Origin of the sequence: Pseudomonas entomophila (assembly GCF_013523125.1) — a bacterium.
Classification (GTDB): domain Bacteria; phylum Pseudomonadota; class Gammaproteobacteria; order Pseudomonadales; family Pseudomonadaceae; genus Aquipseudomonas; species Aquipseudomonas entomophila_B.
Genome location: NZ_JAAMQJ010000013.1, coordinates 64,766 through 77,410, shown reverse-complemented (window position 1 = coordinate 77,410; position 12,645 = coordinate 64,766). Strand labels below are relative to the sequence as shown.

General features: G+C 67.3%; 15 protein-coding genes. 12 read left to right on the top strand and 3 right to left on the bottom strand.

The genetic code is table 11. The annotated features are described in order from the left end of the window. Positions 1 to 88 precede the first annotated feature (88 nt). Both G7007_RS09580 and G7007_RS09575 read left to right on the top strand, forming a co-directional pair. Entirely contained in the window at positions 89 to 313 is a 225-nt protein-coding gene (locus G7007_RS09580; RefSeq protein WP_181101188.1) for a DUF2188 domain-containing protein, read from the top strand. A 9-nt stretch (positions 314 to 322) separates the two neighbouring features. Continuing rightward, positions 323 to 1,495: an XdhC family protein gene (locus G7007_RS09575; protein WP_181101186.1), complete on the top strand. Its 1,173-nt coding sequence runs from the start codon at positions 323 to 325 to the stop codon at positions 1,493 to 1,495. A gap of 80 nt (positions 1,496 to 1,575) precedes the next feature. On the opposite strand, the gene G7007_RS09570 is transcribed toward G7007_RS09575, so the two are convergent. Both G7007_RS09570 and G7007_RS09565 read right to left on the bottom strand, forming a co-directional pair. Beyond that, on the bottom strand, positions 1,576 to 2,223 hold the full coding sequence (locus tag G7007_RS09570; protein WP_308852291.1) for a hypothetical protein: 648 nt from the start codon (positions 2,221 to 2,223) through the stop codon (positions 1,576 to 1,578). Further along, on the bottom strand, positions 2,223 to 2,402 hold the full coding sequence (locus G7007_RS09565; protein ID WP_144936039.1) for a hypothetical protein: 180 nt from the start codon (positions 2,400 to 2,402) through the stop codon (positions 2,223 to 2,225). The genes G7007_RS09570 and G7007_RS09565 overlap by 1 nt, the downstream gene beginning before the upstream one ends. Positions 2,403 to 2,671: 269 nt before the next feature. Here G7007_RS09565 and mdcA point away from each other — a divergent pair, with 269 nt between their 5' ends. From mdcA to madM, 9 genes are read left to right on the top strand one after another with little or no spacing between them, the layout of a single operon-like run. Continuing rightward, positions 2,672 to 4,333, top strand: a complete 1,662-nt coding sequence (gene mdcA / locus G7007_RS09560) for a malonate decarboxylase subunit alpha (RefSeq protein ID WP_181101184.1) — start codon at positions 2,672 to 2,674, stop codon at positions 4,331 to 4,333. Beyond that, entirely contained in the window at positions 4,285 to 5,187 is a 903-nt protein-coding gene (locus tag G7007_RS09555; RefSeq protein WP_375139486.1) for a triphosphoribosyl-dephospho-CoA synthase, read from the top strand. Before mdcA ends, G7007_RS09555 begins: the two co-directional genes overlap by 49 nt. A gap of 1 nt (position 5,188) precedes the next feature. After that, positions 5,189 to 5,485 carry a malonate decarboxylase subunit delta gene (locus G7007_RS09550; protein WP_181101180.1) on the top strand — a complete coding sequence of 99 codons (297 nt, stop codon included), beginning with the start codon at positions 5,189 to 5,191 and terminating at the stop codon, positions 5,483 to 5,485. Beyond that, positions 5,482 to 6,336 (top strand): biotin-independent malonate decarboxylase subunit beta, encoded by an 855-nt coding sequence (locus G7007_RS09545; RefSeq protein ID WP_181101178.1) that lies wholly within the window; start codon positions 5,482 to 5,484, stop codon positions 6,334 to 6,336. The genes G7007_RS09550 and G7007_RS09545 overlap by 4 nt, the downstream gene beginning before the upstream one ends. Further along, on the top strand, positions 6,333 to 7,115 hold the full coding sequence (mdcE, locus tag G7007_RS09540) for a biotin-independent malonate decarboxylase subunit gamma (protein ID WP_181101176.1): 783 nt from the start codon (positions 6,333 to 6,335) through the stop codon (positions 7,113 to 7,115). The genes G7007_RS09545 and mdcE overlap by 4 nt, the downstream gene beginning before the upstream one ends. 57 nt (positions 7,116 to 7,172) lie before the next feature. Further along, positions 7,173 to 7,796, top strand: coding sequence for a malonate decarboxylase holo-ACP synthase (locus tag G7007_RS09535; protein ID WP_181101174.1), 624 nt, complete (start codon positions 7,173 to 7,175; stop codon positions 7,794 to 7,796). Beyond that, on the top strand, positions 7,793 to 8,719 hold the full coding sequence (mdcH, locus tag G7007_RS09530; RefSeq protein ID WP_181101172.1) for a malonate decarboxylase subunit epsilon: 927 nt from the start codon (positions 7,793 to 7,795) through the stop codon (positions 8,717 to 8,719). Before G7007_RS09535 ends, mdcH begins: the two co-directional genes overlap by 4 nt. A 59-nt stretch (positions 8,720 to 8,778) precedes the next feature. Then, a complete protein-coding gene (madL, locus tag G7007_RS09525; RefSeq protein WP_181101170.1) occupies positions 8,779 to 9,207 on the top strand; it encodes a malonate transporter subunit MadL in 429 nt (142 codons plus the stop codon). A gap of 1 nt (position 9,208) precedes the next feature. Beyond that, positions 9,209 to 9,973: a malonate transporter subunit MadM gene (gene madM, locus G7007_RS09520; RefSeq protein WP_181101168.1), complete on the top strand. Its 765-nt coding sequence runs from the start codon at positions 9,209 to 9,211 to the stop codon at positions 9,971 to 9,973. Positions 9,974 to 9,986: 13 nt separating this feature from the next. On the opposite strand, the gene G7007_RS09515 is transcribed toward madM, so the two are convergent. Then, positions 9,987 to 10,904 carry a LysR family transcriptional regulator gene (locus G7007_RS09515; RefSeq protein ID WP_181101166.1) on the bottom strand — a complete coding sequence of 306 codons (918 nt, stop codon included), beginning with the start codon at positions 10,902 to 10,904 and terminating at the stop codon, positions 9,987 to 9,989. Positions 10,905 to 11,279: 375 nt separating this feature from the next. Here G7007_RS09515 and G7007_RS09510 point away from each other — a divergent pair, with 375 nt between their 5' ends. Next, a complete protein-coding gene (locus G7007_RS09510; RefSeq protein ID WP_181101164.1) occupies positions 11,280 to 12,419 on the top strand; it encodes a glutathione-independent formaldehyde dehydrogenase in 1,140 nt (379 codons plus the stop codon). The last annotated feature ends 226 nt before the right edge of the window (positions 12,420 to 12,645 follow it).

The following is a 12,645-nucleotide window of genomic DNA, read 5'->3' as shown; positions in this document are numbered from 1 at the left end:
CAGGCCCGACGGCCAAGGCACATTCGACGAAACGACCGCACCACCGGTGCGGTCACAGCCCTGTACCCCCTAATCGAGGAGATTGCTCATGGACACCTACCACGTCGTCACCCACGGACAAGGCTGGGCACTGCGCCGGTCCGGCTCGGAGGCCGTGCTGGCCCAGGCTGACACCAAGGCCGAGCTGGTCGGCCGCCTGGCCGAAGTGCTGCAAGGCAAGACGGCTTCGGTGAAGATCCACCACGTCAACGGCACCATCGAGGAAGAGCGCACGTACCCGCGTTCGGCCGACCCGCGCCGTACCGAAGGCTGAAGCGTTCCCATGCCGATCTCCAGAACCCTGCTGGCCGCCGTGCAGGCTGCCCGGCACGCCCATGAAGACTGCGTCCTGGCCACGGTGGTCAAGGTCGAGGGCTCGGCTTACCGGCGACCGGGTGCGCGCATGCTCATCCCGCGCATCGGGCCGCACCAGGGCACGGTGAGCGGGGGTTGCCTGGAGCGCGAGATCGCGCGCAAGGCCTGGTGGCTGACCGAGCAGGGCGCCCAGGTGCAGTGCTACAGCACCGCCGAGGAAGGCGAGGCGGGCGAGGAAGCGCTGGGCTTCGGCCTGGGGTGCAATGGGCGCGTGCACGTGCTGTTCGAGCGCGTCACGGGCCACGGGCCGTCGAGCCTGGTCGACACCCTGGCCGAGGTCGACCGTGAAGGCACCCCGACGGTGGTGGCCACGGTGATCGACCCTGGCCGTTCTGCGCTGGCGGTCGGCGAACGACTGACGCTGAGCACGGCGCACCCGATGCCGCCGTTGTCCGATGCCCGTCTCGAGCGTCCGATCCGCGAAGCCGCCGAGGCGGTGTACCTGGCCAAGCGCTCCCGTGGCGTGGTGCTGGATGAGCGCTTCGGGGCGGCCGAGGTGTTTCTGGAATACCTGACGCCCATGCCGCGCCTGGTGGTGTTCGGCGCCGGTCACGATGCCCAGCCGCTGGTGCGCATGGCGCGTCTGCTGGACTGGCACGTGACGGTGATCGACGCGCGCAGTCATTTCGCCCGACGCGAGCGCTTTCCCGAGGCGGACGAGGTGCTGGTCAGGACGCTGGACACGGAAGCCGACCTGATGCCGCGCCTGCAGGGCGCGCTGGTGGCCGTCATGTCCCACAGCCTGACCCAGGATGCCCACTGGCTGGCCTTGGCCCTGCGCGCCGAGCCGTGCTACGTCGGGCAGCTCGGACCGCGGGATCGGACCGAACGGCTATTGGCCGACATTCGGGAAGACGCCCGGCCGCTGCCTGGACTGCCGGTGCTGCATTACCCCATCGGCCTGGACCTGGGCGGTGATGCCCCGGAAAGCGTGGCCATGGCCATTCTGGGGGAGATGCAGGCCCATCTGCATGGGCGGGGTGGAGGGTCGTTGAAGTTGCGGCCGATGCGTATTCATCAGGAAGAGGTAAGAGTGCGGTCGGTGCCACTGCCAGAGACGAAGGCGCGCGAGGCCATCTGATTCAGGCGCGAACAAAGGACATGGCGGCTTTCTGCACCTGGCAGGCAAGTGGATGCCATAAGCGGGGACTGCTCGGTCTGTCACTCCGTTCGATCTGCAGTCGGGCCCTCGGACAGGGGTAGCTTGTCGCTGCCGCCGATGCTGACGCTTATACCGATGACTTTGGCCAGCCCCGATACAAGGTTTTCTTTGGCACACTTGGTGAACTCATCTTGTGTAGCGCTGGAGGCCGCGCCGAACAAAACAAGCAGGACCAGAAGGGTAGTGAACAGGTTGCCAACGACGCCGCCTGCGCCTCCGAACAATAATCCTTTGAAGCCTCGCCAACCCCGTTCGGCCAAGGTTTCAGGCTGATGCCGGTTGATGAATTCCCATAGCTGGTTCTTGAAGTGTTTTTCGAGCGTGTCCTGTTTTTCCTGGGCCGCTTGAGCCAATACCTCTGCCATGACCTGGGTTGCCTTGTCCCGGTAATCATCAAGGGCTGGCAGTTCAGCGCAGTTCACATGGATACGCAACTCAGCGTCAGTGGGTCGTCTGCCATTCAGTCTTTGAAATTCACGAAGGTATTTCTGCTTGCTTTGCTTATAGAGACAATAAGCGAGTTGACCCACTATGTCGGTATCATTGGCGACCAAGTGTTGATAGACAACGTTGTAGTGAGTTTCTTGTCGGGTCTCAGGCTGACCAAGGGTATGGGGCAGACCCTGACTTTGCCCTTGGCCATTCACTACGGCAAGACGTTGCGCTTGGCTTTGGCGAAGCGCTCGTTGATGGAGTTCGCATCTTCGGTACGAAACAATTCCCGTGCGAAGCTGCCCACGGCTTGTTTCGAGCTATAGCGGTCCAGGACCTTGGTTGCAAAATCACGCTTGTTGCTCGAACGTAACGCTTTGATGAGGTCGATCATAGGTTCTCCTTCAGCGTGGGTAGTGTACAGCGAGGGTGCAGTGGCGAAAGGTCAAGTTCGTAACAGCGTTATGCATTACGAACAGGAAACGGATCAACGCAGATGACGAAAGCGCTCGTCTCCATCCGTGATCATGCCGCGTCCGAACGCAATGCAGAATGTTCGGAATAGTTACTCTGAAGGTAACGATTAGCGCCGCAGGTTGATTGATACCCACCCACGCGCCCCAGTACCGTCACTCCACGACAACGCCTCCGTGGAGTCACCCCATGACGACAAGACCTGCCCCTCCACCCCAGTGGTCCCGACGCCGTGCCGAGAAGCAGCGGCGCCTCGATCAGGCCCGGCACCTGGCCGAGGGTGTGGTGATTCCCAGCGAGCGTATCGTCGAGGCGCTGGAAGCCTTGATCGCCCCTGGCGACCGGGTGGTGCTCGAGGGCAATAACCAGAAGCAGGCCGACTTTCTCTCGCGGTCGCTGGCCAAGGCCGATCCGGCCCGGCTGCATGACCTGCACATGATCCTGCCCAGCGTCAGCCGTGCCGAGCACCTGGACCTGTTCGAGCAGGGCATCGCGCGCAAGCTCGACTTCTCCTTCGCCGGGCCCCAGAGCCTGCGCATCGGCCAGTTGCTCGAAGACGGGCTGCTGGAAGTCGGCGCCATCCACACCTACATCGAGCTGTATTCGCGGCTGCTGGTCGACCTGATCCCCAACGTGGCGCTGGTGGCCGGCTTCATGGCCGACCGTCATGGCAATATCTATACCGGCCCCAGCACCGAGGACACCCCCGCGCTGGTCGAGCCCACCGCGTTCAGCGACGGCATCGTGATCGTCCAGGTCAACCAGCTGGTCGACGAGGTCGAGGACCTGCCACGGGTCGACATCCCGGCGTCCTGGGTCGACTTCGTGGTGGTGGCCGACCGGCCGTTCTACATCGAGCCGCTGTTCACCCGCGACCCCCGGCACATCAAGCCGGTCCACGTGCTCATGGCGATGATGGCGATCCGTGGGATCTACGAGCGGCACAACGTGCAATCGCTCAACCACGGCATCGGCTTCAACACGGCCGCCATCGAGCTGATCCTGCCCACCTACGGCGAGTCCCTCGGCCTGAAGGGCAAGATCTGCCGCCACTGGACGCTCAACCCGCACCCGACGCTGATCCCGGCCATCGAGACCGGCTGGGTGCAGAGCGTGCATTGCTTCGGCACCGAGCTGGGCATGGAAGACTACATCGCCCAGCGCCCGGACGTGTTCTTCACCGGCCGCGACGGCTCCATGCGCTCGAACCGCATGATGTGCCAGCTGGCCGGGCAGTACGCGGTCGATTTGTTCATCGGGGCGACCTTGCAGGTCGATGGCGACGGGCATTCCTCCACCGTCACCCGCGGCCGCCTGGCCGGTTTCGGCGGGGCGCCGAACATGGGCCATGACCCCCGTGGTCGCCGCCATGCCACCCCGGCCTGGCTGGACATGACCGAGCCGGTGACCCTGCTCGAACGCGGCCGCAAGCTGGTGGTGCAGATGGTCGAGACCTTCCAGGAAGGCGGCAAGCCCACCTTCGTCGAGACCCTGGACGCAGTCGAGGTGGCGCGCAAGACCGGCATGCCGCTGGCGCCGGTGATGATCTACGGCGACGACGTCACGCACTTGCTGACCGAAGAGGGCATCGCCTACCTGTACAAGGCCCGCACCCTCGAAGAGCGCCAGGCGATGATCGCCGCCGTCGCGGGCGTCACCGCCATCGGGCTGCGCCATGACCCGCGCGAGACCCAGCGGCTGCGCCGCGAGGGCCTGATCGCTTTGCCCGAGGACCTGGGCATCCACCGCACCCAGGCGACCCGCGAGCTGCTGGCGGCCAAGAGCATCGCCGAGCTGGTGGAATGGTCCGGCGGCCTGTACACCCCACCCGCACGCTTCAGGAGCTGGTGATGAACCTGTCCAGACGATCCGAACAGGCGCCTTCGCTGTCCCACGCGTTGGCCGACCTGGCCGTGGAGGCGCTGCTCGACGAGGTCGACCTGTCGCCCAAGCCAGCCTTGGTCGACCGGCGCGGCCAAGGCGCCCATCATGACTTGCACCTGGGGCTGATGCACGCTTCGGCCCTGGCCCTGTGGTCCTGTTTCAACGCCATGGCCGAGGCGGCAGCCGACCTCGGCGAAGTCGGCGTGCCGCTGCGCGAAGCCCTGGGCCGCCTCGGTCGCGACGGCGAAGCGGCGATGCTGGCCACCACCGGTGGCGTCAACACCCACCGGGGCGCGATCTGGGCGCTGGGCCTGCTGCTGGCGGCTCGCGCATTGGGCCCTGCGGCGGAAGGCGCTGCAGCCCTGGCTGCCCGTGCAGGTCGTATCGCAGTGCTCGACGACCGTTTTGCTCCGCGTACCGCGGCCAGCCATGGCCAGCAGGTCCGGCAACGCTATGGCGCCGGCGGGGCACGCCAGGAAGCGGCGCTGGGCTTTCCGACGGTCATTCAGCATGGCCTGCCGCAACTGCAGCGCAGTCGCGCCCAGGGCGCAGGGGAGCAGAACGCCCGGTTGGATGCCTTGCTGGCGATCATGACCTGCCTGAACGACACCTGTGTGCTCTGGCGGGCCGGTCCCGCAGGCGTGCAGGTCATGCAACACGGCGCACGCGCGGTCCTCGACGCAGGGGGCAGCGCCAGCCTGGCCGGGCGCCGTGCCTTGCGCACGCTGGATCAACGCCTGCTCGCCCTCAACGCCTCACCCGGTGGCGCAGCCGACCTGCTGGCCGCCTGCCTGTTCCTCGATCGGCTCGGGAGCCTCTGACATGGAAACCCTTTCGTTCACTTACCCCGCCGGGCAACCGGCCAAGGGCCGCGCGCTGGCAGGCTGCGTCGGTTCCGGCGACCTGGAAGTGCTGCTCGAGCCTGCCACGAACGGCACGCTGACGATCCAGGTGCTGACCTCGGTCAATGGCAGCGCCGACCGCTGGCGCCATCTGTTCGAGCGCTTGTTCACTGCGCAGGCGTGGCCAGCGGCGCATCTGGACATCCATGATTTCGGCGCCACCCCAGGGGTCGTGCGCCTGCGCCTGGAACAGGCCTTCGAGGAGGTGAGCCCATGACCGCTACCGATCGCTTGCTGCACAGCCGCAGCTTCGTCGAGCTCGGCGCCCGGCAGCGCGCCCAGACGTTGCTCGACGCCGGCTCCTTCCGGGAATTGCTCGGCCCGTTCGACCGGGTCATGTCGCCCTGGCTGCCACGGCAGGGCATCGTGCCCCAGGCCGATGACGGCGTGGTCGTGGCCAAGGGTACGCTGAACGGCCAGCCCTTGCTGGTGGCCGCCATCGAAGGCGCGTTCCAGGGCGGGAGCATGGGCGAAGTCGGCGGCGCGAAGATCGCCGGTGCCCTGGAGCTGGCTGTCGAGGACAACCAGAACGGCACCCCCACCGCAGCGGTGCTGCTGCTGGAGACCGGCGGGGTACGCCTGCAGGAAGCCAACCTGGGCCTGGCCGCGATCGCCGAGATCCAGGCGGCGATCGTCGCGCTGCGCCAGTACCGCCCGGTGATCGGCCTGATCGCCGGAGCCGTAGGGTGTTTCGGTGGCATGTCGATCGCCGCCGGCCTGTGCAGTCGGCTGATCGTCACCCGTGAGGCCCGTCTGGGCCTCAATGGCCCCCAGGTGATCGAGCAGGAGGCCGGGCTCGACGAATACGATTCGCGCGACCGCCCCTTCATCTGGAGCCTGACCGGCGGTGCGCAACGCCATGCCAGCGGTCTGGCCGATGCCTTCGTCGCCGACGAGACGAGCCAGGTGCGCGAGGCCGTGGTGACGCAGTTGGCCGCCGGTGAACCTGCGCCGCCGCGCACCCGCCAGGCGGCGCACTTCCTGGCCCGGCTGGGCGCGCTGGGGGACGACTGTGAACAACTCGACGCGGCCGGTGCCCGCGCCGTGCTCAAGGGGGACGTGCAATGAGTCGTGGACTGAACTGGCTGCAGGCTTTGACCCACGGTGTCGCACTGCCAGGCTATCCGGCCTCGGTGCGGGTGGTCGATGGCGAAGTGGGCAACCGCCCGGCGCGCTTCCTGGCGGTGGTGCCCGATGCCCGCAACCCGTTCCCCCGTGCGCGGAAGGGTGAGGTCGGTCTGCTGGAAGGCTGGGGCCTGGCCAAGGCGGTCGATGAGGCCATCGAGGCCGACCGCGGCGGCGTGCCACGGGTCCTGGTGTCGGTGGTCGACGTGCCCAGCCAGGCCTACGGTCGACGTGAAGAAGCCCTGGGTATCCACCAGGCGCTGGCCGCCGCCGTGGACGCCTATGCCCGCGCCCGGCTGGCCGGGCACCCGTCCATCGGGCTGCTGGTGGGCAAGGCCATGTCCGGGGCGTTCCTGGCCCACGGTTACCAGGCGCAACGTCTGATCGCGCTGGACGACCGTGGGGTGATGGTCCATGCCATGGGCAAGGCCGCGGCGGCGCGTATCACCCTGCGCAGTGTCGAGGACCTCGAGGCCCTGGCGGCCCAGGTCGCGCCCATGGCCTACGACCTGGACAGCTACGCGTCGCTGGGGCTGCTGTGGGAGCGCGTGACCGTGCAGAACGCCGAGCGGCCAGGCCCGACCGATGCCGAGGCGGTGCTCGACGTGCTGGCCCGCGCCGTGCAGGACATCGGCACCCGTACCGACCTGGGGTCACGCCTGGGCGCCCCGAATCGGGCCCTGTCGTCCGAGGTGCGGCAGCGCCTGCGGGACCAGTGGTGAAGCCTTCGCACCGCTCAAGAAGCGGAGATGCAGCAGATGGAGACGCAGGAGGTGGACATGGCGATGACATACCGCGCACACGATCTGCTCTGGGGCATGGCGCCGACGGATCTGCCGGCCCAGGCGCCTGACTGGGCCCGCGAAGTGCTACGGGCCGGGCGGCCGGTGGTGATGCGCCGAGCCGTCGGCGCGCCAGGCCAGGTGGCCGTCGGCCTTCGCGGCGCCCAGCGTCATCAACGCCTGGGCGCCTGGCTGGCCGCCTCGATGATCCGCCAGCAGCGCAGCCCCGAACAACTGCGCCTCGAGGTCGATGCGCCCTTGACCTGGCCGGCGCTCGTGGCGCTGGCACGTGTGACGCCCGACCTCGACGCCCAGGGCCTGGCCTGGGGGCCGACCGGGGGCGTGGGCTATCAGCTGGCAAGCGGTATCGAGGTGCTGCATGCCGAGAGCGACCTGGACCTGGTGATTCGCGCGCCACAGCCAGTGTCGCGCGAGCAGGCGCGTGAGCTGTGCGCCCGCCTGCAGGCCAACGGCTGCCGCATCGATGTGCAACTGGACACCCCCTGGGGCGCCGTGGCCCTGGCCGAGTGGGCCGGCGCGGCACGGCGCGTGCTGCTCAAGCGCGATCAGGGTGCCTGCCTGGTGGACGATCCGTGGCACGTGCAGGAGGAGGCCGCGTGAGCGTGCTGTTCGCTTTCCCCGGCCAAGGCGCGCAACGCCCGGGCATGCTGCGCCACTGGCAGGAGGAGCCTGAGACCCGCGCCTGCCTGGAGGAGGCCAGCGATGCCTTGGGCGAACCGGTCGAGCAGCTGGACAGCCGCGAAGCGCTGGCCGAGACCCGTGCCGTGCAATTGTGTCTGCTGATCAACGGTGTGGCCGCTGCCCGCCGCCTGATGCGCGACGCGCCGCCGCCGACCTATGTGAGCGGCCTGTCGATCGGCGCCTACCCAGCGGCCGTGATCGCAGGCGCGCTGTCCTTCGCCGATGCCGTTCGCCTGGTGGCCCTGCGTGGTCGCCTGATGCAGCAGGCCTACCCCAGTGGCTATGGCATGACGGCCGTGGTCGGGCTGTCGCGTTCGACGGTCGAGGACCTGGTTCGACAAGCCTGCGCCCCGGTGTACCTGGCCAACCTCAATGCCGACGATCAGTTCGTCGTCGCCGGCAGCGATGCCGCGCTGGCGGCCTTCGCCGAGCGCGCACTGGGCTTGGGCGCCCGGGCTGCCAAGCGATTGGCCATGAGCGTGCCGTCGCACTGCCGGTTGCTCGATGCGCCAGCCGCCGAGCTGGCCGCCGCCTTCGCCGATGTCACGCTGCGCCGGCCGACCCTGGGCTACCTGAGCGGGAGCACGGCCCGGATCATTCGCCAGGTCGACGCACTGCGCGACGACCTGGCCTTCAACATGTGCCACCCGGTGGATTGGCACGCCACCCTGCGCGTGGCCTATGAGCGTGGTGTGCGCCTGCTGGTCGAACTGCCGCCGGGCGCGGTGCTCAGCGGGCTGGCGCGGCCGGTGTTCAGCGAAGGGGTGGTGATCGCCTGCCAGAGCGCCCGGCTCGACACGGTGCAGGCGCTGATGCGCCGGGAGGTGAGCGCCGAGCAGTGAGGCCGTGGGTTTTCGAACAACAAGAACAAACACATCGATCCATCACGAGGATAACCACAATGATCATCTACGGAGTGGCCTTGCTGGCCATCTGCACGCTCGCCGGTGTCGTCATCGGTGATTTGCTGGGCGCCTTGCTCGGCGTCCGGTCCAACGTCGGCGGGGTCGGCATCGCCATGATCCTGCTGATCTGCGCGCGCCTGTACATGCACCGTCACGGCGGTCTGAGCAAGGAATGCGAGTTCGGCGTCGGGTTCTGGGGCGCCTTGTACATCCCGATCGTGGTGGCCATGGCCGCACAGCAAAACGTGGTCACGGCGCTGCATGGCGGCCCGGTCGCCTTGCTGGCGGCGGTGGGTGCGGTGCTGGTGTGTGGCGCGACCATCGCGCTGATCAGCCGGACCCACCGGGGCGAGCCGCTGGAGGCCTTGCCGGGCGCAACACCGGACAAGCCAGTAGCGCTGGCCGTGCCGGCAGGAGGCCGCTGAGATGATCGATCTTCTGAGCAACGCGCTGGAACACAATGGCCTGATCACCGCCTTCGCCGTGGTCGGCGCCGTGATGTGGGTGTCGGTGCTGCTGTCCAAATACCTGACCTTCGGCCGCGTGCACGGCTCGGCCATCGCCATCGTCATCGGCCTGGTGCTGGCCTGGATCGGCGGCACCCTCACCGGCGGGCAAAAAGGCATCGCCGACCTGGCGTTGTTCTCCGGTATCGGGCTGATGGGCGGGGCGATGCTGCGCGACTTCGCCATCGTCGCCACGGCCTTCGAGGTGCAGGCGACCGAGGCCCGCAAGGCCGGCCTGATCGGCGCGGTGGCGCTGCTACTGGGCACGGTGCTGCCGTTCATCGTCGGCGCGGCGGTGGCCTGGTCGTTCGGCTACCGGGACGCGGTGAGCATGACCACCATCGGCGCCGGTGCGGTGACCTACATCGTCGGCCCCGTCACCGGTGCGGCCCTGGGTGCCAGTTCCGACGTGATGGCGCTGTCGATCGCCACCGGGCTGATCAAGGCCATCCTGGTGATGGTCTTCACGCCGGTCTCGGCGCGGCTGCTGGCCCTGGACAACCCGCGCTCGGCGATGGTCTTCGGCGGGCTGGCCGGCACCGTCAGCGGGGTGACCGCCGGACTGGCGGCCACCGACCGGCGCCTGGTGCCCTATGGGGCGCTCACGGCGACCTTCCACACCGGGCTGGGCTGCCTGCTGGGGCCGTCGGTGCTGTACTTCTGTGTACGGGCGCTGGTGGGGTAGGGCGCCTCTGGCGTCAGGCTGAGTGCCGGCGGCTGTACATGCGGCACTCGGCCACCAGCGCGAGCACGTTGGGGTCGCGCTCACGGGCCTTGAGAAACACCACGCCGATCCGCTGCCGATGGCGATACTGCGGGCGCAGCGCGATCAGCGTGATCTGGTTCTCGTACACCGCCGAGATGCGCCCGGGCAGCAGCGCGTAGCCCACGCCGGAGCTGACCATGCTGAGCAAGGTGAAGATGTCCTTCACCTGCATGGCCACCTTCGGCTCGAAGCCGGCCTGGCGAAACACCCGCTCGCCATCGCGGTGGGTGGCGAACCCTGGCGTGAGGGTGAGGAAGGTCGACTCGGCGAAGTCCGCCAGGTCGACTTCGCGGGCCTGGGCGAACGGCGAGTCGGTCGGCACGGCCAGGAAGATCTCGTCCTCGAAGAGCGGCAGCTGCTCGCAGGCCAGATCACCGGTGCTTTCGTCGAGCGAGACCAGGATCGCATCCAGCTCGAGGTGCTTCAGGCGGTACATCAAGTCCACGTTGGAGCCGAGCGTCAGGTCGATGTTCAGCTCGCTGCGCCGCAGCTTCAGGCCCATGATCAGCTGCGGCACGGTGCGCACGGTCAGCGAGTACAGTGCACCGAGCTTGAAGCGCTCGGACGAGAAACCTGCGGCCTCGCGGGTCAGACGCACCATCTCGCTGGTGTCCTGGATCAGCTTGCGGGCCTTTTCCTCCAGCACATAGGCGCTTTCCAATGGCGTCAGGCTGCGACCTTCGTGCTTGAACAGCGGGCAGCGCAGGGCGTTCTCCAGCGAATGGATGGCCCGGTGCACGCTGACGCTGCTGGTGTCCAGCGCACTGGCCGCGCGCGCCAGGTTACCGGCGTGCATGAAGGCCAGGAAGATCTCGAGCTTCTTCAAGGTGAGTTCTTCATCGATCTGCATCGGGGGCTCCTGGGCGGTCGGCGGGATGGCAGTGTACGGGGAAACGACACAGACCGGTCTTGGTCCTTTGGTCCAAGGCGGCGCGTGTACAGCGCGCTGACAGCCTCTACCCCAGCGAAGTGGGCCATGGGCGGGAAGGTTCCTGGGCGCCTGCCAGAAAAAGGTGGGGCTCTGCAGGCTCAATCGCGGTCGGCCCGCAGGGCCCACAAAACCCGTCACCGCGATGTCGCAGGGTGCAGCGCACAAAGACACAGCCCCTCCAATGTTTAGCGCCACCGGTCAGCCCTCCTGCCCAGGCACTGAACCCTGCCAGCGCCCGTCCGTCTGACCTAGGGACGGCGAACTGTTCGCCACCCCGCATTCCAGGAGTCAGTCATGAAAGCGATCGTCTATAACGGGCCCCGCGATGTATCCGTCCAGAACGTGCCCGACGCGAAGATCGAAAAGCCCACCGACGTACTGGTCAGGGTCACCACCACCAACATCTGCGGCTCGGACCTGCACATGTACGAAGGCCGCACCTCCTTCGAACAGGGCCGCATCTTCGGCCACGAGAACCTGGGCGAAGTCATCGAGGTCGGCGTCGGGGTCGACCGGGTCAAGATCGGCGACCGCGTCTGCCTGCCGTTCAACATCGGCTGTGGCTTCTGCGACAACTGTGAACGTGGCCTGACCGGCTTTTGCCTGACCGTGAACCCAGGGTCGGTAGGCGCCGCCTATGGCTTCGCCGACATGGGCACCTTCGCCGGCGGCCAAGCCGAGCTGCTGCGGGTCCCCTATGGCGATTTCAACTGCCTGGTACTGCCGGAAGATGCCCAGGAGCGTGAAGACGACTACGTGATGCTGTCGGACATCTTCCCCACGGGATGGCACGCCACCGAGCTGGCAGGCTTGCAGCCAGGGGAGAGCATCGCGATCTACGGCGCCGGCCCTGTCGGCTTGATGGCAGCCCATGCCGCCATGATCAAAGGCGCCGCCCAAGTGTTCGTGGTCGATCACCATCCCGATCGCCTGAAGCTGGCCGCGCAACTGGGGGCCACGCCGATCAACTCGGCCGAGGACAAGGCCGTCGAGCAGATCCTTAACCTGACCCATGGCAAGGGGACCGATCGGGGCTGCGAGTGCGTCGGTTACCAGTGCTGCGATCGTCACGGTCATGAAGCCAACCACCTGACCATGAACAACCTGGTAGCCTCGACGCGGGCGACCGGTGGCATCGGTGTCGTAGGGGTGTTCGTGCCCCAGGATCCCGGTGCGCAGAGTGATCTGGCCAAAGAAGGCAAGATGGCCTTCGACTTCGGTTCGTTCTGGTTCAAGGGGCAGCAGATCCGTACAGGGCAAGCGAACGTCAAGGCCTACAACCGGCGTCTTGCCGAGTTGATCCACCATGGCCGGGCCAAGCCCTCGCAGATCATCTCGCACAGCCTGGGGCTGGAGCAGGGGCCGGAGGCCTATCGCCATTTCGATGCCCGCGACGACGGCTGGACCAAAGTGGTGCTCAAGCCAGGGAAATGACCGCAGGGGAGGGCAGCGTGCTGACGCTGCCGTCACCGCTTGGATCGAAGAGCACAGGCGTGCTCTTTTTTTGTGGGCGGGTGGGAGGCCTCCCCACTGCTTTATATACCACCCCAGCAAAACGGGGCGCCGCGAATCGGGTCCCACGGCGGTACCCCCGTCCATGAATGACACGGCGGCCTCTTCCTTCCTATACTGCGGAGTACGGATGTGCTCTTGCGCCGGC